This window comes from Rhizobium sp. A22-96 (assembly GCF_053521805.1).
The window spans coordinates 954,557-973,724 of the sequence record NZ_JBNWDQ010000002.1; the positions used below are offsets into that span (position 1 = coordinate 954,557).

General features: G+C 59.8%; 19 protein-coding genes. 4 read left to right on the forward strand and 15 right to left on the reverse strand.

The window, feature by feature from the left end:
* Positions 1–107: 107 nt before the first annotated feature.
* Positions 108–662 (forward strand): SH3 domain-containing protein, encoded by a 555-nt coding sequence (locus ACQZ6F_RS11095; protein WP_449091797.1) that lies wholly within the window; start codon positions 108–110, stop codon positions 660–662.
* Between the two features lie 94 nt (positions 663–756).
* Here the strand turns inward: ACQZ6F_RS11095 and glmM are convergent, their stop codons facing one another.
* From glmM to ybgC, 11 genes are all read right to left on the reverse strand, one after another.
* Positions 757–2,109, reverse strand: coding sequence for a phosphoglucosamine mutase (gene glmM, locus ACQZ6F_RS11100; RefSeq protein ID WP_449091796.1), 1,353 nt, complete (start codon positions 2,107–2,109; stop codon positions 757–759).
* 501 nt (positions 2,110–2,610) lie between these two features.
* A complete protein-coding gene (gene ftsH, locus ACQZ6F_RS11105; protein ID WP_077469528.1) occupies positions 2,611–4,557 on the reverse strand; it encodes an ATP-dependent zinc metalloprotease FtsH in 1,947 nt (648 codons plus the stop codon).
* A 116-nt stretch (positions 4,558–4,673) separates the two neighbouring features.
* Positions 4,674–6,005 carry a tRNA lysidine(34) synthetase TilS gene (tilS, locus tag ACQZ6F_RS11110; protein WP_449091795.1) on the reverse strand — a complete coding sequence of 444 codons (1,332 nt, stop codon included), beginning with the start codon at positions 6,003–6,005 and terminating at the stop codon, positions 4,674–4,676.
* A 5-nt stretch (positions 6,006–6,010) separates the two neighbouring features.
* Positions 6,011–7,027 (reverse strand): tol-pal system protein YbgF, encoded by a 1,017-nt coding sequence (gene ybgF, locus ACQZ6F_RS11115; RefSeq protein ID WP_449091794.1) that lies wholly within the window; start codon positions 7,025–7,027, stop codon positions 6,011–6,013.
* Between the two features lie 160 nt (positions 7,028–7,187).
* A complete protein-coding gene (pal, locus tag ACQZ6F_RS11120) occupies positions 7,188–7,721 on the reverse strand; it encodes a peptidoglycan-associated lipoprotein Pal (protein WP_077469525.1) in 534 nt (177 codons plus the stop codon).
* Between the two features lie 153 nt (positions 7,722–7,874).
* Positions 7,875–9,179, reverse strand: a complete 1,305-nt coding sequence (gene tolB / locus ACQZ6F_RS11125; protein WP_449091793.1) for a Tol-Pal system beta propeller repeat protein TolB — start codon at positions 9,177–9,179, stop codon at positions 7,875–7,877.
* 20 nt (positions 9,180–9,199) lie between these two features.
* On the reverse strand, positions 9,200–9,622 hold the full coding sequence (locus ACQZ6F_RS11130; protein ID WP_136686830.1) for a cell envelope integrity protein TolA: 423 nt from the start codon (positions 9,620–9,622) through the stop codon (positions 9,200–9,202).
* Positions 9,623–9,630: 8 nt separating this feature from the next.
* Complete coding sequence (locus ACQZ6F_RS11135; protein WP_449091792.1) at positions 9,631–10,854, reverse strand: hypothetical protein; 1,224 nt, start codon at positions 10,852–10,854, stop codon at positions 9,631–9,633.
* 9 nt (positions 10,855–10,863) lie between these two features.
* Entirely contained in the window at positions 10,864–11,325 is a 462-nt protein-coding gene (tolR, locus tag ACQZ6F_RS11140) for a protein TolR (RefSeq protein ID WP_077469521.1), read from the reverse strand.
* A gap of 27 nt (positions 11,326–11,352) precedes the next feature.
* The gene (tolQ, locus tag ACQZ6F_RS11145) at positions 11,353–12,075 is read right to left on the reverse strand and encodes a protein TolQ (RefSeq protein ID WP_068400373.1); all 723 of its coding nucleotides are present in this window, start codon (positions 12,073–12,075) and stop codon (positions 11,353–11,355) included.
* 417 nt (positions 12,076–12,492) lie between these two features.
* A complete protein-coding gene (gene ybgC / locus ACQZ6F_RS11150) occupies positions 12,493–12,948 on the reverse strand; it encodes a tol-pal system-associated acyl-CoA thioesterase (RefSeq protein WP_077469520.1) in 456 nt (151 codons plus the stop codon).
* A 137-nt stretch (positions 12,949–13,085) separates the two neighbouring features.
* On the opposite strand from ybgC, the gene ACQZ6F_RS11155 reads away from it, so the two are divergent.
* From ACQZ6F_RS11155 to ACQZ6F_RS11165, 3 genes are read left to right on the forward strand one after another with little or no spacing between them, the layout of a single operon-like run.
* Positions 13,086–14,306: an NAD-dependent epimerase/dehydratase family protein gene (locus ACQZ6F_RS11155; RefSeq protein ID WP_449091791.1), complete on the forward strand. Its 1,221-nt coding sequence runs from the start codon at positions 13,086–13,088 to the stop codon at positions 14,304–14,306.
* Positions 14,303–15,169, forward strand: coding sequence for a glycosyltransferase (locus tag ACQZ6F_RS11160; RefSeq protein ID WP_449091790.1), 867 nt, complete (start codon positions 14,303–14,305; stop codon positions 15,167–15,169). Before ACQZ6F_RS11155 ends, ACQZ6F_RS11160 begins: the two co-directional genes overlap by 4 nt.
* Positions 15,166–16,098 carry an NAD-dependent epimerase/dehydratase family protein gene (locus ACQZ6F_RS11165; protein WP_449091789.1) on the forward strand — a complete coding sequence of 311 codons (933 nt, stop codon included), beginning with the start codon at positions 15,166–15,168 and terminating at the stop codon, positions 16,096–16,098. Before ACQZ6F_RS11160 ends, ACQZ6F_RS11165 begins: the two co-directional genes overlap by 4 nt.
* On the opposite strand, the gene ACQZ6F_RS11170 is transcribed toward ACQZ6F_RS11165, so the two are convergent.
* From ACQZ6F_RS11170 to ruvB, 4 genes are read right to left on the reverse strand one after another with little or no spacing between them, the layout of a single operon-like run.
* Entirely contained in the window at positions 16,067–16,630 is a 564-nt protein-coding gene (locus ACQZ6F_RS11170) for a DinB family protein (RefSeq protein ID WP_449091788.1), read from the reverse strand. The two genes, ACQZ6F_RS11165 and ACQZ6F_RS11170, sit on opposite strands and share 32 nt — an antisense overlap.
* 12 nt (positions 16,631–16,642) lie before the next feature.
* Positions 16,643–17,152 carry an NUDIX hydrolase gene (locus ACQZ6F_RS11175; RefSeq protein WP_449091787.1) on the reverse strand — a complete coding sequence of 170 codons (510 nt, stop codon included), beginning with the start codon at positions 17,150–17,152 and terminating at the stop codon, positions 16,643–16,645.
* Positions 17,153–17,157: 5 nt separating this feature from the next.
* Positions 17,158–18,060 (reverse strand): metallophosphoesterase, encoded by a 903-nt coding sequence (locus ACQZ6F_RS11180; protein ID WP_449091786.1) that lies wholly within the window; start codon positions 18,058–18,060, stop codon positions 17,158–17,160.
* Positions 18,061–19,101: a Holliday junction branch migration DNA helicase RuvB gene (gene ruvB / locus ACQZ6F_RS11185; RefSeq protein ID WP_449091785.1), complete on the reverse strand. Its 1,041-nt coding sequence runs from the start codon at positions 19,099–19,101 to the stop codon at positions 18,061–18,063.
* Between the last annotated feature and the right edge of the window lie 67 nt (positions 19,102–19,168).

The window sequence follows — 19,168 nt, forward strand, 5'->3', positions numbered from 1 at the left end:
ACAAAAGCATGGGCCCAGACCCGCAGCCCGCTCCGGTTCTCTAAACCAATTGGCAAGAATCCGACCATTACAGTACGGCGTCCGGGGGGTTAACTCAGGAGTGAGCCGTGAGCTACTATCGAAAAATATGCATCGGCCTATGCTTGACCCTTGTCTTTCTGAGCACCGGCGCTCTGGCCAACCCTACACCTGTAAAACCCGTTACCGCCACCGCATGGAACAAGGGGCGCGAGACGGGATTGCCGATTCCCCGCTTCGTTTCGGTGAAAGCGCATAAGGCGCGCATGCGCGTCGGCCCGTCGACGATCTATGCCACCAAATGGATCTATATGAAGCCTGGCCTTCCCATGGAAATCATCGACGAATATGGCCATTGGCGGCAGGTTCGCGACGATACCGGCGTTACCGGATGGATGCACAGTGCTCTTCTCTCCGGAGCACGCACGGCTGTGGTCGCCCCTTGGCTGACCAAGAACGCGCTGTTGCGTACCAACCCGGAGCCGACGGGCCCCACGGTTGCCGAGCTGCAGCCACGCGTGTTGCTTTCATTACATTCCTGCACGGGAACCTGGTGCCGCGTCTCCGTCAGAGAGCATTCGGCGAAAGGCTATGTCAGACAAGACAGGCTCTGGGGCGCCTATCCCGGCGAAATGTTCCAATAAGCGAGCAGCCATCTAATTGGAGCCGCAAACAATATGGCCGCCTTGGATAAAGGCGGCCATTCGTCCGATATTCGCGATGATTGCGGCCCGCCGCTCAGGCAGCGGTGCGCACGCTCGAGATCACGTCGATCAACCCACCAACGATGCGCTCGATCTGACCACGATCGTCGCCTTCCGCCATGACCCGGATCAAAGGTTCGGTGCCTGAAGGGCGGATCACCAGGCGGCCATTGCGCGCAAGCTCGCTTTCGGCATCCGCGATTGCCTTCATCACCTGATTGTCTTCCAGCGGCCGGCCGCCGGAAATCCGAACATTGCGCAGCAGTTGCGGCACCGGCTCGAAACGCCGGCAGACTTCGCTGACCGGCTTGCCCGTGCGCTTCACCGCGGCAAGGATCTGCAGCGCGGCGACGAGGCCATCGCCTGTAGTGCCATAGTCCGAAAGCACGATGTGACCGGACTGCTCGCCACCGACATTGTAATTGTGCTTGCGCATATGCTCGACGACATAGCGATCACCAACAGCGGTGCGGGCCAGGGACATGCCGCGCTCGTCCAGGAAGCGCTCCAGACCGAGATTGGACATCACGGTCGCAACAATCCCATTGCCGCGCAGCAATTGGCTATCGGCCCAGCTTTCCGCGATGACAGCCATCAGCTGGTCGCCATCGATGACCGTGCCGGTCTCGTCGACGATGATGACGCGATCGGCGTCGCCATCCAGCGCTATGCCGATATCGGCGCGTACTTCGTCTACCTTCTTCTGAAGTGCCACCGGGCTGGTGGAGCCGCAATTGAGATTGATATTCGTGCCGTTTGGCTCGTTGCCGATGGTCACGACTTCGGCGCCCAGTTCCCACAGCGCGGCAGGCGCAACCTTGTAGGCCGCACCGTTGGCACAATCGATGGCGATACGCAGACCCTGCAACGTGACGTCGCGCGGCAAGGTGCGCTTGGCATGTTCGATATAGCGGTCATGCACACCGTCCACGCGCTTGGCACGGCCAATATTCGCGGCTTTGGCCAGATGCTCCGTCATATCCTTTTCGAGGAGGTCTTCGATCTGCATCTCCAGCTCGTCTGAGAGCTTGTATCCGTCAGGACCGAAAAGCTTGATGCCGTTGTCTTCGTAAGGATTATGCGATGCGGAAATCATGACCCCGATGTCGGCGCGCAGCGACCGTGTCAGCATGGCGACGGCAGGTGTGGGGATAGGACCGAGAACGAAGGCATCGACGCCGGCGGCGGTGAAGCCGGCAACCATCGCGTTCTCCAGCATGTAGCCTGAAAGACGCGTGTCCTTGCCGATGACCACTCGGTGACGGTGGCTACCTCGATGGAAGATGGTGCCGGCAGCGATACCCACGCGCATGGCAAGATCCGGCGTCATCGGATAGATATTGGATTGACCGCGAATTCCGTCAGTTCCGAAATAGCGACGTTTCATATGCACTCCTGTCGTTGCGGCACCTTAACCAGGTGCAGCGGCATCGAAATCGCTGTTCCAGACTCCGGAGACACGACGAGCATCGACGCTTGTGGCTCATGCCACAGATTGTAAAAATCGGCACGTAAATTACCGAGAAAGCCTATTACAACGCGTTACCATTAATAAGCACTAAAAAACGCCAGTTCCCCACCGAAACCGAGCCATCTGGCTGCTCATTCTGGATCAGAACCGTCTTCAAACTTCGCTGCTCGCGCTTTGCCCGATGCCGAAGCGCTGCCATGTCAGATCCCCGCAGCCGGCAAACAGGGTTTTGAAACCGGCGGCCTGGAACCAGTCCTCGCTCCACCCATCGCATAGCAGTGCCGTTTCGCAGGCCTAACACCAGGCATCGGGCCGGGCCGCTATAGCCTGCGCTGTCTTCGCGCCAATCAAGAAAAAGGCCAGCTTCCGATGAAAGGAAGCTGGCCTCTTCGTCTGCGTTTTCAGCTATCTCAGGCGTTAGCGCGGCTGCGGCTCGAAGCCACCTTCGGGCTCATCGCCTTCCTTGGCGCCGAGCGAGCCATCCTTCTTCGCGCCGGTCTTCGGCACTGCCGAACCGCGGCTCGGCGGCGTGTCGTCACCGAGGTCACGAGCCGGCTTTTCGCCGCGAATAAGCGCCTTGATCTCTTCGCCCGTCAGCGTCTCGTATTCGAGAAGGCCCTCGGCGATTGCCACGAACCCGTCATGCTGTTCGGTGAGGATATCCTTGGCCTGATGATAGGCCTGATCGATCAGGCGGCGTACTTCATTGTCGATCGTCTGCGCGGTCGCTTCCGAAACATTCTTCGACTGCGAAACGGAGTGACCGAGGAAGACTTCCTGCTGGTTCTCGCCATAAGCAACCAGACCGAGCTCGTCGGAGAAGCCCCACTGCGTCACCATCGCACGCGCAAGCTTCGTAGCCTGCTCGATGTCGGAGGACGCGCCGGAGGTTATGTTCTCCTTGCCGAAGGTCAGCTCTTCTGCAACGCGGCCACCCATCATGATGCAGAGGCGCGAGACCATCCACTTGTAGCTCATCGAGTAGCGATCGCCCTCGGGAAGCTGCATGACCATGCCGAGTGCACGGCCGCGCGGAATGATGGTCGCCTTGTGCAAGGGATCGGCGAGGTCGACATAGAGCGCCGTGATGGCGTGGCCGGCCTCGTGATAGGCAGTGAGCTTCTTTTCCGCCTCGGTCATGGCCGAAGAGCGGCGCTCGGCGCCCATCATGATCTTGTCCTTGGCGTCTTCGAATTCCTGCATGGTGACCACGCGCTTGTTGCGGCGGGCAGCCATCAGGGCGGCTTCGTTGACGAGGTTCATCAGATCGGCACCGGAGAAGCCGGGCGTACCGCGAGCAAGCGTCTTCAGATCGACATTCGGTGCCAGCGGCACGTTGCGGGCATGAACCTTGAGGATGCGCTCGCGGCCGATGATATCCGGGTTCGGCACGACGACCTGACGGTCGAAACGGCCCGGACGCAACAGCGCGGGGTCGAGAACGTCGGGGCGGTTGGTGGCGGCAATGAGGATGATGCCCTCATTGGCTTCAAAACCGTCCATCTCGACCAGCAACTGGTTCAATGTCTGCTCGCGCTCGTCGTTACCGCCGCCAAGACCGGCGCCACGATGGCGGCCGACGGCGTCGATTTCGTCGATGAAGATGATGCAGGGCGCATTCTTCTTCGCCTGCTCGAACATGTCACGGACGCGGCTTGCGCCGACACCAACGAACATTTCGACGAAGTCGGAACCCGAAATGGTGAAGAACGGCACATTGGCTTCGCCGGCGATGGCGCGCGCCAGAAGCGTCTTACCCGTACCGGGAGGTCCCACAAGCAAAACACCGCGCGGGATTCGACCGCCGAGACGCTGGAACTTCTGCGGATCGCGCAGGAATTCAACGATTTCTTCCAGATCTTGCTTGGCTTCGTCGACACCGGCGACGTCCTCGAAGGTGACGCGGCCATGCGCTTCCGTCAGAAGCTTTGCCTTCGACTTGCCGAAGCCCATGGCGCCGCGCGAGCCGCCTTGCATCTGCCGCATGAAGAACAGCCAGACGCCAAGGATCAGCAACATCGGCAACAGGGTGCCGAGATAGCTCAGGAAGCTGGATGATCCATCAGATTCCGGACGGCCAACAATGTTGACGTTCTTGGATTGCAGGCGGTCAAGCAGGCTGTCGTCGACGACCGGAGCATAGGTCTGGAAGGGCGTACCGTTTTCGACATAGCTGCCAACGACGCGATTGCCCGTGACGGTCACGTCACGAACACGGCCGGAATCAACTTCCCGAAGGAACTGCGAATACGGAATTTCCCTGGAGCCTGTTTGTGCCGGCGCGTTCTGAAACATACTGAACAGGGCAATCAACAGCAGAGCTATGATTGCCCACAGAGCGAAATTACGAAAATTAGGGTTCATCGAACTCCCCAGCACTGAAACTTCCGCCGCGTAAGCGACGGCATTACTTGATCCCTAACATAGGGTTGCGCCAAGCCGTTGCCAAGGCAAACCACATCGACGCATGTTTTTTCCGTCTATAGGGCTGAAAGCGGCGGCCGCATATAGGCTTCACGACCAAAAGCGACAGAAAGCCGGTTGGCGAATATGAGGTCGAATCGTGTCAAAAAGCGGTCGAACGGCGCAAGATGGGGCACAACCGCCGCAGCCCCTGTCTCTTCATCCCTATCCGCCGCGATCAGCGGCATCGCCGCGCTCGCGCGCTGCACCGCCCCTTTCGGTAAATCTGGAGGAAAAGACGTAACGAGCTGCGCCCCGCGGGCTTGTACCCGAATAGGTGCCGAGCCTGAATTGGCCACGTCGAAACGACCGTCCCAAATAGCCTTTGCGCCGGGCATCAGCGTCATGGGCTCGATGTTACGACTTTCCCGCATGAGGTAGAGCGCATCGCGGCGCAGATCGAAGACCACCCCGCCTGCCGTCCGCCGCCCCGGTTGCCCTGCCTTTACGAAGTCGAGAATGCGCTCCATTTGCTGACGACCGGGGCCATAAACCTCTCCACCGAAAACGGCGGCCAGAGTGGACAAGGCGTAAGTCACGACGGCCACATCTCCGGAGAAAGCCGCCCGGTCGATGGCACAAAGCACATTGGCGTGAATGGTCACATATTCATCCAGCCACGACGCCGCCCTGCCGGAAAGCGCTGTACGATTTGCACCACCATCGGCAAGCACAGCTGCTTCGGTTTCCTGTGCGAGCTTCTTACGCGTACGCACGCGCTCGAAACGCGTGTCCTCGTTGCTGGGGTCGTCGAGCCAGGAAACGGCATGCTTGTCGAGGTAGTCACGGATATCCACCCGCCGGCAGGCCAGAAACGGCCTGACGATCCAGATACGGCGGTCAAACAGCAGAGCATCCGAAATACCGGTACCGACGCCATCTTCGCCCTCGCGCCGCCGCGAGGCGCGCATGAGAATCGTCTCCCGCTGATCGTCAGCCGTGTGGGCCGTGACGATCATATCGGCTGAAATTTCGGATGCGAGATCGGCAAGCAGTTCGTAGCGCGCCTCGCGGGCAGCGGCCATGATAGCGCTCTTCGGCTTTTCGCCCTCCCAGCGGCGGACGAAATGCGGAATGTCACGCGAGGCGCAGAGAGCGGCAACGTTTAGCGCTTCATCTGCAGCGGATGCACGCAGGCCGTGATCGATCGTCGCGGCGGAAAGGGTAATATCCGGATGGGGAAGAGATTTGAGCTGCTCGGCAAGGGCGATCAGGAGCCCTGTGGAATCGCTACCGCCGGAAATGGCGACGAGAATATGAGCAGGCTTGACGAGGGAATGGAGAAAATCGGCTGCGGCGGCTTCAGGCATAAGGGCTGTGGCAGCAGCAGTCACAGCATCGTCAGACATGGCAATCAGCAGGCAAGCCGCTTCTGTTCGCTGGCAACCTTGCCGGTAACGGCTTTGGAAGCCTTCGGATAACGCTTGGTCACTTCGCGCAGCGTCGCGCAGGCCGTATCCTTGTTATCAAGTGCCGCAAGCGACATGCCAAGCTTCAGCAGCATTTCCGGCGCCTTTTCGGAGCCGCTATACTTCTGATGCGCGTTGAGGAAAGTCTTGGCCGCATCATTATATTTGCCCTGCGAATAAAGGGCTTCACCCAGCCAGAAATTTGCATCGGCAGAGCGCGAGCTGGTCGGATAGCTCTCGATATACTGGCGGAACTCCTGTTCGGCGACGCTATAGTCGCCGGACAGGACGTGCCCGTAAGCAGCCTTGTATTGATCGTTTTCGTTGCCAAGCGAAGCCGTCTGGGTTCCAGAACTGGCGCTCGGCGGCGCACCCGAGCCATTATTGGCCCCGGTCGCCGAGCTTCCCACCTGATCGCCGCTTTGATCAAACTGGATCGACCCGAGCTGGGACGGCGGCTTTCCTGAGCCACTACCCTGCTGCGACGCAACGCCGCTACTCTGAGAATCGCTGATGACCCCGGCGATATCGTCCTGCTGGCCGCCCGCGCCCTGGGACGGAGCATCGGCCTCGCTCTTCTTCATCGTACCGCTGTTTGACGCAGGCGCGCTGCCGCCACGCTTTTCGAGCTGCTGGAAGCGGAATTCATTGTCTTCCTGCGCCTTGCGGATCGTCTCCTGCATCTGCAGCAGCTGATAGCTCATTTCCTCGACGCGGCCGTTCAGCTGGCGCATCTGATCTTCAAGCTGCTGTACGCGAACCTCGGCATCGCTGTTCTGAACGTTGACGACCGGCGCACGGCCGTATTGCGTTTGCTGCTGAGGCGCATTGTCCCGAGTCGACTGCGAGGCGGCATCACGGCCGCCAAGGTGGATTCCAAACAGCGACAAGGCAGAGGCTTCACGCTCACTACCTGCAAAGGCAGCGAGACAAAGCATGCTCGCCACGACAAGTTTTCTCATATGGATCGTCCTGTCTCATTGATTCTTCGGGCCGAGGGCTCGAACAGGAGATTTTTACAATTGCTCTCAAAAAGCAACGGAGTTCGGCCAAAGTGTGGTCAAAAAAGTAAAGGCGACCACGAGGGCCGCCTTTATACATTTCGACCGGTCAATTGACCTATCAGGAACCGGCGCCGTTCAGCACAGTGACGGCACGGCGGTTCTGCGACCAGCAGGAAATATCGTCGCAAGTGGCGACTGGACGCTCCTTGCCGTAGGAAATCGTCTTCATGCGCTTGGCTGGAACGCCGCGCGAAGCGAGATAATCCTTGGCGGCAGATGCACGACGCGCGCCGAGAGCGAGGTTGTATTCGCGCGTGCCGCGTTCGTCGGCATGGCCTTCGACGGTGATCGCATAGTTCGGATAACGGGCCAGCCACTGAGCCTGACGGTCGAGCGTCTGGGCAGCGTCGGAACGGATCGACGTGCTGTCCGTATCAAAGAAGATGCGGTCGCCGACGTTGACCGTGAAGTCCTGCGGGGAGCCAGGAGTAGCATTGCCGGCACCATTGAGGCCCAGACCGTTGGCATCGTTCGGCAAACCCTTCTTGGAGGCGCAGCCAGCCAGAGAAAGGCCGACGAAAAGCGCGATCATGATCGGGTTGCGTGCGAGGTTCTGCATGTGGCCAACGGCCGGGTTTGCGATGCGGCTCATGGCCGGTCTCTCCTTAGTCTCTCTATCAGGGTTGCCAGACTGTAACCGGGTTCGGTTAATCCGATTCCAACGAATATGGTTAATGATGTCCTAAAATTGTCCCGAAACGGTCCACTCACAGGACTTTGCGGCGATTACGTGGCAAGCCGTTCACTACTCGAGGAGCGGTGACCACGCCGGATCAGAAGCAAAGCCCGGAGTCGGGATCTTCTGCTCGTTATAGCCTGTGAGATCAATGGAGTAGAGCTGCGGACCGCCCGAGCCGGCCGGCTGGCGGAAGAACATGATGACGCGGCCGTTCGGAGCCCAGGTCGGGCCTTCATTGTGGAAGCCCGTCGTCAGCAGACGCTCGCCGGAACCGTCGGTCTTCATCACGCCGATGGAGAAGCTGCCGCCGGACTGCTTGGTGAAGGCGATGAGATCGCCGCGCGGCGACCAGACCGGCGTCGAATAGGAACCATCACCGAAGGAAATGCGGCGCTGATTGGAGCCATCGGCACCCATCACGTAGATCTGCGGCTTGCCGCCACGGTCGCTTTCAAAGGCGATTTGCGTGCCGTCAGGCGAGTAGGACGGCGACGTATCGATGGCGGCGGTCGACGTCAGGCGTGTCGTGGTGCGCGAGCGCAGGTCCATTGTGTAGATATTGGCGTTGCCTTCCTGCTGCAGGCTCATGATGACACGCTGGCCATCCGGCGAGAAGCGCGGCGAGAAGGTCATGCCGGGGAAGTTACCGACCAGTTCGCGCTGGCCCGTCTGCAATTGCAGCAGATAGACGCGCGGCTGCTGGTTGGCGAAGGACATGTAGGTCACTTCCTGCCGGCTGGGCGAGAAGCGTGGCGTCAGCACGAGGTCGCTGCCATCGGTCAGCATACGCACATTGGCGCCGTCCTGATCCATGATGCCGAGCTGCGTCTTGCGAGCCGTCTTCGGGCCGCTTTCGGAGACGAAAACGACGCGGGTATCGAAATAGCCCTTCTCGCCGGTGATCTTCTGGTAGATCGCATCGGCGATGATGTGAGCGACGCGGCGCCAGTTGTCCGGCTGAGCGTAGAATTGCTGGCCGATCATCTGGCTGTTACCGAATGTGTCCCACAGGCGGAATTCGGCGCGAAGGCGTCCGCCCTCCTGCGTCACACGGCCGGTCACCAGCGCCTGAGCGTTGATCGACGTCCAGTCCGGGAAGCGCGGCGTCGAATCCGGATTGGTGATCTTCTCGATGAAGGCCTGCTTGTTGATCGGCGCAAACAGCCCCGAACGCTGCAGATCGGCGGCGATGACGCCCGAGATCTGCGGACCGAGGGTGTCATTCGACAGCAGATCGGTGATGGCGATCGGCATGGGCTGAACGTTGCCCTTGTTGATGTTGAGCTCGACCACGGCATAGGCCGGGGTGGAGAGCACTGCCATCAGGCCTGCCAGTACCAGGAGGAGACGGACGAAGGGTTTTCTGATCATATGTATCAAGCCTTTCAGCATTAATGCCCGAAGTCGTCCGATTTGAAGCTAATGACTACTTCTTTCCAGACGTCATACTTATCCATTGGCAGGTTTTTGAACGGAGCCGACCGGAGCACGGCTCGCAGCGCACTTGCCGCGACAGCTTTTTGGGTGTTTTCGGGGCCGCCGGTCATCGTCACCTTCGGCTTGCCAACTATATTTCCAGCGCGATCAAGCTCAAACCGGACCTGGACGCGGACATCTTTCATGCCCGTCATGTCGGCAGGTGGGGGCCAGTTCGCCATGACACTGTTACGAATGTTTTCCGTGGCAGAATGACTAAGGTTGTTCTCGCCGCCGGCAGTCGCGGGCCGCACCCATACCGAAGCTGCCAGCATGATCACGAGAGCCGTAATCAACGACAGGCCAAAACGCGGACAGTGGTTTGCCGAAAGCTGCATTCCCCGCATCACATCCCCAGATCCGCTGCGCTGAAGTTGACGACGACTTCCTGCCAGTCGTCATACTTATCCGCCGGAAGAATGGTCATGAACTCCGATTGCGCCCGAAGAACCGCTCGCACGGCGGCGGACTGCATGGCACCCTGCGTCGAAGCCGGTCCACCATTCGTCGTCGCCTCCGGCTCACCAACAATCTGCCCGGATTTGTCGAGCTTGAAGTGCACCTTGATTCGCACGTCGCTGGCGCCTTCGAGACCCGGAGGAAGGTTCCAGTACTTCTGTATCAGGTCACGCAAACCGTCCTGCTGGCTCTGGCTAAGCTTGCCTGCGCCAAGCGACTTCATACCACCGCGTGAAGCGACCTGCGTATCGGCGCCTGCCGAGGCCGGTTTGGACGAACGCGCCGCGCCACCCTTCGAAGACGTATTATTCAAAACGTCGGCGATCTCGTCGGCAAGACCGTCGTCCAAGCCCTTGTTGGAGGCTTTGGCCGTCTGACGCTTCTTGTCAGCATCCTTCTTGCCGTCATCGGCAGAGGTATTCTTGCTGGTGCTCTGAGTCGTCGTCTTGTCGGTCGGCTTGGCGTCGGCCACCTTCACGTCCGGCTTCGGCGCAGGCTTGACCTCGGGCTTCTGCTCGACGGTCTTCTGCGGTGTCGGCTGCGGCTTGACATCCGGCACGGGAACATTGTTCGGGACCGGAATTTCAGCCTGCTGCTCGGTTGGCGGCGGTGTCGGCGCAGCATCGGCCTTCGGGGTCGCCGGCGCAGGGTCCGTCTTCGGCGTCGGAGCAGGCGTCACCTCGGGCTTTTGCTGCGGAATGGCAGCCACTTCCTTTGGCGCAGCCTCGGTATCCTTCTGCTCTATCGTCTTGACGTCATTCGGCCGCGGATCATTTTGCGGAACGGGCACATCCACCTTCTTCGGGGCTAACGCTGCCGTTTCACTCTCCGGCCGCTGCGTCGGCACGACCGGGCTCTTGATATCCACCTTGTTCTCGCCCGCGTTCTGGGCGTTGGCGACCTGATCCTGCTTCGTCGTCGGCTTGCGCGAGACGTGATCCGTCACCGGCGCCTTCTTCTCACCCTGCTGAAGCTGGTCCGCCTGCACGATGTCGACGTCCATCGCCGTGCTTTCCGGCGTCTCCAAAGGCGCCGGCGCACTCAGCGTCACCATGGCGCCGATGAGCACCAGGATGTGAACTACCGCAGATGTGGCAAGACTGCGCTTCATGGCGATTCGTCAGTGATCCGTTGTCTGCTGCTGTGTAACCAGGCCGATATTCTTGTAACCAGCCTCCTGAATGCGCGACATGACGTCAGCGATGACGCCATAAGGCGCCTTGCCGTCGCCACGCACGAAAATGCGTTCGCTGTAGCCGGTCGTGGCGATCGCCTTCAGCTTGTCAGCGATTTCGGTGGTCTGGATTTGCGATTCCCCGATGAACACCTGACCGTCGGCCTTGATCGAGATGGTGATGGGCTGGGTCTGGGCGTTGAGCGCGCCTGCCTGCGTTTGCGGCAGGTCGATCGGTACGCCCGACGTCATCATTGGCGCCGCCACCATGAAGATGATCAGCAGAACGAGCATGACGTCGACCAGCGGCGTCACGTTGATTTCGGAAATCGGGCCACCCCGGCCTCCGCCACGACGACTACCCCGGCGGCCACCGCCGCCACCCTTGCCTCCAACAGACATTGCCATGTGTATTACTCCGGTTCTGTCCGCTACTTACTGAGCAGCCTGGCGAGGCTGCAGCTTCTCATCGATCTGGCGCGAAAGAATGGCGGAGAATTCATCCGCAAAACCTTCCATGCGTGCCGAGAGCTTGCCGGCATCGCCAGAAAACTTGTTGTAGGCGATAACCGCGGGAATAGCCGCGACCAGACCGATGGCGGTCGCCAGCAGCGCTTCGGCAATACCGGGCGCGACAACCGCAAGATTGGTCGATTTCGAACCGGCGATAGCCTGGAACGAGGTCATGATACCGACGACGGTACCGAAGAGACCGATGAACGGGCCGGCCGAGCCGATGGTCGCAAGCGATCCGAGGCGCGCCATCAGATGCTCCGATTCACGCGCGAGCGTGACGTCCATGGCGCGATCGATACGCATCTGCAAGCCGATCGGCGAGCGCGCACCGCGCTCGAACGACTTCTTCCATTCCCGCATCGCGGCGACGAAGATGGCGCTGAGGCCCGTATTGTTGCGCTCCGAAAGCGTCCGGTAGAGCTCTTCGAGCGACTGGCCGGACCAGAACACCTGTTCGAAGTGATCGAACTGCCGGCGCGCTCGCGCATAGCTCAGATACTTGTCGATGACGATTGCCCACGTCCATACGGATGCGGCCAGAAGGCCGATCATGACGAGCTTGACGACCAAGCCCGCCTGCATGAATAGCGACCAGAGGGTGATATCCGGTGTGGTGGCCGCTGCCAATGCTACTTGTTCCATTGATCCAAAATCCCCGAATCCAAACGCCCGGCGCTAGACCGGGCGGCTAAAAGTGATCTCACAAGAAATGTTTGGCAGCCGCCGCTGAACGCCCTGGTCAAGCCTTCCAAGCTTACAACTGCCTTCTTGCCGTCAAATTTGGTCAAAGGAAGGCGTGCACCGCACAAACTCCGCCTTAACCAGTAAGACACTATTATGGTTAAAAGAATGTTAGCGTCGAAACATGAAGAATTTAACGGCGGCGAAGGCTATTCTAGCTCCTGGGAAGAAATGACCGGACGAAACCGGCGGCAAACGCAGGCAGATCTTGCGCGGCGAATTCCTTCACACAAAACTCAAGTTTTTGCAAGGCATCTCTTAGCAATCGCAATATCTTTGCATGTGGCAGCCGGCCACACCAAAAGTTGAAAAACCCTGCTAGCCAGCGGATTCCGATGCGGCGAGCATCTGCGCGGCCAGCTTCTCCGGCAACCGGCGCGGTCGCCCTTTGGCATTGATGACGGCGATGATGACCTTGGCGGCGATTAGCAAAATATCGCCGCGCCGTATTTCCTGGGAGAGTACCATCTTGGCGCCGCCGGCCTTCTCGGTGACGGTACTGATCGTCAGCACGTCGTCCATGCGGGCAGGCCCTTTGAAGTCGATCTCCATGCGGTGGACCACGAAGACCAGCCCCTCTTCATCGGCATTCAGAAGCTCGCGCTGTTCCACTCCGAGACAGCGAAGATAGTCCGTGCGACCGCGCTCGAGGAAATGCAGATAGCGCGCGTGATAGACGAGACCGGAAAAATCCGTATCCTCATAATAGACTCGCTGCACCAGCCGGTGGCTTCCGGCTTCCAGTTCCCCAGCTATCAGAAAGGGGCTGTTCATCGTTGCCGCATCTCCTTGTATGTCCGGCATCTCTTTGGCCGAAGTTCTGCCATCAAGCAAGCTTTGAACAATTGTCATAGACTCCGACTATCCGGGATGGTGCCGGACAGCGGATCGGCGCAGAAGGAAAAAATCTCATGAAAATAGCGGTAATGGGTGGTGACGGATTCATCGGTTGGCCAACCTCGCTCCATCTCTCCGACGCCGGTCATGAGGTCCATATCCTCGATAATCTCTCCCGCCGATGGATCGATACCGAACTGGGCGTCCAGTCGTTGACGCCAATGGATTCGATCCAGGAACGCACCCGCATCTGGCACGCCGAAACCGGCCGCCGCATCCATTTCAATCTCATCGACCTTGCCAAGGACTATGAGCTTCTGAAGAAGTGGCTGGCCGAGCATCGCCCCGATGCGATCGTTCATTTCGCCGAACAGCGCGCCGCCCCCTACTCGATGAAGAGCGACCGTCACAAGAACTACACGGTCAACAACAACGTCAATGCCACGCATAACCTGCTGAATGCGCTCGTGGAGCTCAACCTCGACACGCATCTCGTGCATCTCGGCACCATGGGCGTCTACGGCTATTCCACCGTCGGCGCGGCCATCCCCGAAGGCTACCTGCCTGTCGGCATCGAGACGGTCGATGGCCGCACCGTCAACCAGGAGATACTCTATCCGGCCAATCCCGGCTCCATCTACCACATGACGAAATGCCTCGATCAGCTGCTCTTCCAGTTCTACGCCAAGAACGACGGCCTCAGGATCACCGACCTGCATCAGGGCATCGTCTGGGGCACGCACACGGAACAGACGCGCCGTCACGAACAATTGATCAACCGCTTCGACTATGACGGCGACTACGGCACCGTCCTCAACCGCTTCCTAATCCAGGCGGCGATCGGCTATCCGCTGACCGTGCATGGCACCGGCGGCCAGACCCGCGCCTTCATCCATATTCAGGATTCGGTGCGCTGCATCGAGCTTGCGCTGAAGAACCCGCCGCAGCGCAACGCCCGCGTCGAGATCTTCAACCAGATGACGGAAACGCACCGCGTCCGCGACCTCGCCGAGATGATCGCCAGGATCAGCGGCGCCGAAATCGTGCGACTGCCCAATCCGCGCAAGGAAGCGCCCGAGAACGACCTGATCGTCAAGAACGACAAGTTCCTCGGCCTCGGGCTGGCGCCGATTACGCTTGAGACCGGCCTGCTGAGTGAAATCGTCGATGTCGCCAAGAAATACGCCTATCGCGTCGATCGTTCGCGCGTGCCAGCCGTCTCCGCCTGGACGAAGGATCTGGCGGCGACCGTCAATCACGATCCCGAAGGCAAGAGATTGAAGTCCGTCTCATGATGCCGGGAAGTGAAATGCTGCAGGGGTTGCGCCCGCACACCCGTCCGCGCTCCGGCCAGGCATTCGTGACCCTCGTCACGAATGCCGACTATGCCATGGGCGCACTGGCGCTGGCGCGTTCGATCGCTCGGACCGCCACCAAGGCCGATATCGTCGTGCTACATACGGCGGCCGTCCATGAAGGCGATCTCGCTCCGCTCATCGCGCTCGACTGCCGCCTGATCGAGGTCGAACACCTGTCCCTGTCGGATGCCTTCAACGAACGGCATGCGCGCAGCAACCTTCATTCCGCCGCGCCCTTTACGAAGGGCCGCAAGCCCTCCTTTCACACGCCACTCGATAATTTCTGCAAGCTGCGGCTCTGGCAGCTCATCGAATACGACACCTGCGTGTTCATCGATGCGGATGCGCTCGTGCTGAAGAATGTTGACAGGCTGTTCGACTATCCGGAATTTTCAGCCGCGCCGAATGTCTATGAAAGTGTCGCGGATTTTCACCGGCTGAATTCCGGCGTCTTCGTCGCCAAGCCGTCGCTTTCGACCTTTCAGGACATGTTGCATCGGCTCGACCGCCCCGATGTCTTCTGGCGGCGCACCGACCAGACTTTTCTCGAGACCTTCTTCCCCGATTGGCACGGCCTGCCGATCTTCATGAACATGCTGCAATATGTATGGTTCACCATGCCTGCCCTCTGGAACTGGCAGAGCGTGTCGATCCTGCATTACCAATATGAAAAGCCCTGGGAAGAAAACCATCCGAAGGCCGAGCAGCTGAGACCGCTGATCGACTTGTGGCATTGCTTCCATAATGGGCTCGATCTGCCCGATATCGCGACGCTCGCAAATCCCAAAGAGGCGGCATGAAGGTCCTCATATCCGGCGGAACAGGTCTTGTCGGCCGATACATTGCCGAGGAGCTATTCCTGGCCGGTTACAAGGTCGCCGTCGGCGGGCGCAACCCAGCGCAGCCGAGCCTCTTTTCGCGAGACGTTTCCTTCGTGCCGCTCAGCCTGGATCCCACCGAGGACCAGAGCCATGCCTTCGATGAGGCCTACTTCTTCATCCACGCAGCGTTTAGCCATGTGCCGGGCAAATACCGCGGTGGCGAAGGAGATGACCCCGAGGAATTTCGCCGGCTCAATCTGGACGGCACTGTCAAGCTGTTCGAAACGGCGAGAAAGGCCGGCATCCGCCGCTGCGTCTTCCTGTCGTCCCGCGCCGTCTATGGCGATCAGCTAGTTGATGGGGAATTGACCGAGGCAACCAAGCCGATGCCGAATACGCTTTATGGTGAAGTGAAGCGCGATGCCGAGCATGCCCTGTTCTCCCTATCCGCCCCCGGCTTTGTAACCGCAAGCCTGAGGGCGACGGGCGTCTATGGGGATCTGCGCCCGAACAAGTGGGACGATATCTTCGATGACTATCTGCGTGGTACGAGCATCCCTTCGCGTGCGGGAACGGAAGTTCATGGCCGTGACCTTGGCCGCGCCGTGCGCCTTCTTTTGGAAACAGAGGCTGGCCGCATCGATGGCGAGGCTTTCAACCTCTCGGATATATCAACCGACACCCGTGAAATCCTCGGGTACCTGCAACGAGCGACGCACTGTCCTCATCCCCTCCCTGCTCCGGCAGCCGAACGCAACGGCGGCGCGATGAACGCAGCAAAGATTGGCGCCCTGGGATGGCAAGGCGGTGGAAAGCCATTGCTTGAACAGACGATCGAGACACTGGCGAAGACAATGCCACCTCGCTGTGCCGATCTCAGCGCATCAGCTTCGTCTCGTCCCAGCTGAGCTTGGCCAACTCCCCGCCCCTGAACCGTGCATCGTCAGCGACGATGAATTCGTCGAGCTGCGGCGGCGGGACGCTGGTTCCGGACAGCATCGCATGCACCTGACCGCGATGATGCGTCTGGTGCTGGAACAGATGGTTCAGCACATCGTCGGCCCGCTCCCGCTGGATACGGCCGCTGCGCTGGATATCGACAATCTGCATCGCCACCTCCGGCGTCAGGCTCTCGCAGAAGGCGACGAGCCGGCGATCGACCTCCGCCTGCTGCCGGGACAATTCGTCGAGCCTTTCGAACGGCTCCTCGATATCGAACGCCTTCAGACCCAATGTGCCGCCTTCCAGCGCATCGACATAGAACCAGTCCACCGTCAGGATGTGATTGAGGGTCCACTTGATCGACGGAAAGAAACTCGTGCGCTTCGCTTCGAATTCACCGGGCTGCAGCGATGCGCAAGCATTGTGCAGGCGAACATTTGCCAAGGCATTGTTGTAGGCGAGCTTGCGAAAGCTGCGAATAGGATCGAAACCGGACATCGAACTTCCTCCCTAAGCCTTGTCAAGATCGCCATCCCGCCAGACGAGGTGACGCGGCGTCAGCGGTAGGTTCTCGATTTCCTCGGCAATGAAATAGGGCGGGATATCCAGTGCAACCAGCGCCTCTCGCGTCGCTCGCACCCATTTGAATTCCAGCTCGTTGTCTCCGTCCTGAATGCGATGGACGATTTCCTGGTGGTCGAATGGAAAGCTCGCAGGGATCTCCATCAGGTAATAGAGACCGAATTCATGCCAGTCGCGCTGCTCATAGTGAAAGAAATTCTCCACCGACCAGAGAAGGCGCCCGACCGTCACGTCGACACCCAGTTCCTCGACCATTTCACGCTGCAGCGTTTCCTCGGACGTCTCCCCGATTTCGGCGCGACCGCCGGGAAAGGTCCAGAAATTTTCATGTACCGCCCGATGGACAAGCACATGTCCCTCGCGAAAACCGAGGCCAGCCACACGCATCTGGAAACGATTACTACCGGCATTCAATCTGATAAGCTTGCGTTTCGGCACTATTTTCATCCCACATCAACAACGACGATTTCCGGCGGCACCCCGAAGCGAACCGGCGCGATGGAGCAGCCGAGGCCGCCGGAAACGATGATATGGCGTTCCTCCTCGACAATATGCCCGTAGACATATCTGTCGCCATAGCGCGACGGTGAATAGGGCGACCAGCCGAAGACCCTCACCTGGCCGCCATGCGTATGGCCGGACAGGGTCAACGATACTCGCTGGGGAACGCTCGGGAAAATATCTGGCTCGTGCGCAAGAAGGATGACGGGCGCGTCGTCCGTAACCTGCGCCAAGGTGCCGCCGAGATCATCGAGCCCCTTCGTAAAAGGTCGCTTCCAGCGCATGCTGCGGCGCAGGGCCAGCTGATCCTCGACGCCGGCAATCCAGAAGCCCTGCCCGTCTTTCTCCAGCCGCGCCGAGCGATTGGAATAGACCTCGATACCAGCTCCTGCCAGGGCCCGATGGCTGAAAGTCGGACCGTGACCACTCCTCTGGGCGGCCGCATCATGCCACCAGTCGTGGTTGCCGATGATGGCATGGACGCCCAATGGCGCCTTCAGCTTTGCCAGTTCGGCTGCCCACACCCGATGATCGACGCGAGCGGTAATCAGATCGGTTCCCGACGTATAGTCGCCAAGCAGAAGGATGATATCGCCGTCGAGTTCATTGGCGCGGGCACAGATCGAGGCGATGCGCTCAGGCCCCATCCATGGTTCGCAGGCATGAAAATCGGCAAGTGCCACGATTCTGAGCTTCAGACCCGGCGTCCATCCCGGCGGGGTTAGGGCATAACGGGTTACGTTGAGGCGGACGACCGGCTCATATCCGAGCGCATATCCCCCAAGTGCCAGAAAGCCGAATACGCTGCCGCCGAAAAGCTTCAGAAAGGCACGACGGCCGAGCATTCATTCTTCCCCCTGGAACAACCGGAACTGCGCGGCCTCCATATCCTTCGGCGGCTGCATGTCGAGATGTTTCCAGGCAATCGCGGTCAACACACGGCCGCGCGGCGTGCGCTGAATGAAGCCCTGCTGGATCATGTAGGGCTCGATGATGTCCTCGATCGCATCACGCGGCTCGGAGAGGCCGGCTGCAATGGTTTCAATGCCCACAGGGCCGCCGCCAAAATTGACGGCGATCATGTTGAGGTAGCGCTTGTCGAGCTGATCGAAGCCGACATTATCGACAAGAAGCCGCGTCAGAGCCTCATCGGCAATCTGCTGCGTCACCGCCTCGACCTTGGCGACTTCGGCAAAATCGCGCACGCGGCGCAGCAGTCGGCCGGCGATACGCGGCGTCCCGCGGGCGCGCCGCGCAATTTCGCGCGCGCCTTCGTCGGTCATGGGAAGACCCATCAGCCTGGCGCCACGCCGGACGATTAATTCAAGCTCTTCAACAGTGTAGAAGCTCAACCGAACCGGAATGCCAAAACGATCCCGCAAAGGCGTCGTCAGCAGCCCGAGGCGCGTCGTGGCGGCAACCAGCGTGAACTTGGCAAGATCGATCTTCACCGAGCGCGCGGCCGGACCTTCGCCGATGATCAGATCGAGCTGGAAATCCTCCATGGCGGGATAGAGGATTTCCTCGACCGCCGGGTTGAGGCGATGAATTTCGTCGATGAAGAGCACGTCGCGCTCCTCAAGATTGGTGAGGAGCGCTGCGAGATCACCCGCCTTGGCGATGACCGGGCCGGAGGTGGAGCGGAAATTGACGCCAAGCTCTTTCGCCATGATCTGCGCCAGCGTCGTCTTGCCGAGGCCGGGCGGGCCGACGAACAGAACATGGTCCAGCGCCTCGCCGCGCCCCTTGGCCGCTTCGATGAAGATCTTCAGATTGGCGCGCGCCTCTGCCTGGCCGGTGAATTCGTCCAGCGACTGCGGCCTGAGCGTCGCATCGATATCTTCGCCCCGCTTTTCCGGCGATATCAGGCGTGCGGCTTCACTCATGTCAGAAGTTCCATTCCCGGTATGCGTTTCGCGTCTCTTTCGCTAAAAACGGCCTCAATATCTGCCG

Excerpts from the sequence above, each read along its gene's own strand:
- glmM (WP_449091796.1), bottom strand. The coding sequence starts at position 2,109 with ATGAAACGTCGCTATTTCGGAACTGACGGAATTCGCGGTCAATCCAAT.
- ybgC (WP_077469520.1), bottom strand. The coding sequence starts at position 12,948 with ATGAACAGCCCCTTTCTGATAGCTGGGGAACTGGAAGCCGGAAGCCAC.
- tolQ (WP_068400373.1), bottom strand. The coding sequence starts at position 12,075 with ATGGAACAAGTAGCATTGGCAGCGGCCACCACACCGGATATCACCCTC.
- ruvB (WP_449091785.1), bottom strand. The coding sequence starts at position 19,101 with ATGAGTGAAGCCGCACGCCTGATATCGCCGGAAAAGCGGGGCGAAGAT.
- ACQZ6F_RS11130 (WP_136686830.1), bottom strand. The coding sequence starts at position 9,622 with ATGCAGCTTTCGGCAAACCACTGTCCGCGTTTTGGCCTGTCGTTGATT.
- pal (WP_077469525.1), bottom strand. The coding sequence starts at position 7,721 with ATGAGCCGCATCGCAAACCCGGCCGTTGGCCACATGCAGAACCTCGCA.
- tolB (WP_449091793.1), bottom strand. The coding sequence starts at position 9,179 with ATGATCAGAAAACCCTTCGTCCGTCTCCTCCTGGTACTGGCAGGCCTG.
- ybgF (WP_449091794.1), bottom strand. The coding sequence starts at position 7,027 with ATGAGAAAACTTGTCGTGGCGAGCATGCTTTGTCTCGCTGCCTTTGCA.
- ftsH (WP_077469528.1), bottom strand. The coding sequence starts at position 4,557 with ATGAACCCTAATTTTCGTAATTTCGCTCTGTGGGCAATCATAGCTCTG.
- ACQZ6F_RS11165 (WP_449091789.1), top strand. The coding sequence starts at position 15,166 with ATGAAGGTCCTCATATCCGGCGGAACAGGTCTTGTCGGCCGATACATT.
- ACQZ6F_RS11170 (WP_449091788.1), bottom strand. The coding sequence starts at position 16,630 with ATGTCCGGTTTCGATCCTATTCGCAGCTTTCGCAAGCTCGCCTACAAC.
- ACQZ6F_RS11155 (WP_449091791.1), top strand. The coding sequence starts at position 13,086 with ATGAAAATAGCGGTAATGGGTGGTGACGGATTCATCGGTTGGCCAACC.
- ACQZ6F_RS11180 (WP_449091786.1), bottom strand. The coding sequence starts at position 18,060 with ATGCTCGGCCGTCGTGCCTTTCTGAAGCTTTTCGGCGGCAGCGTATTC.
- tilS (WP_449091795.1), bottom strand. The coding sequence starts at position 6,005 with ATGTCTGACGATGCTGTGACTGCTGCTGCCACAGCCCTTATGCCTGAA.
- tolR (WP_077469521.1), bottom strand. The coding sequence starts at position 11,325 with ATGGCAATGTCTGTTGGAGGCAAGGGTGGCGGCGGTGGCCGCCGGGGT.
- ACQZ6F_RS11160 (WP_449091790.1), top strand. The coding sequence starts at position 14,303 with ATGATGCCGGGAAGTGAAATGCTGCAGGGGTTGCGCCCGCACACCCGT.
- ACQZ6F_RS11135 (WP_449091792.1), bottom strand. The coding sequence starts at position 10,854 with ATGAAGCGCAGTCTTGCCACATCTGCGGTAGTTCACATCCTGGTGCTC.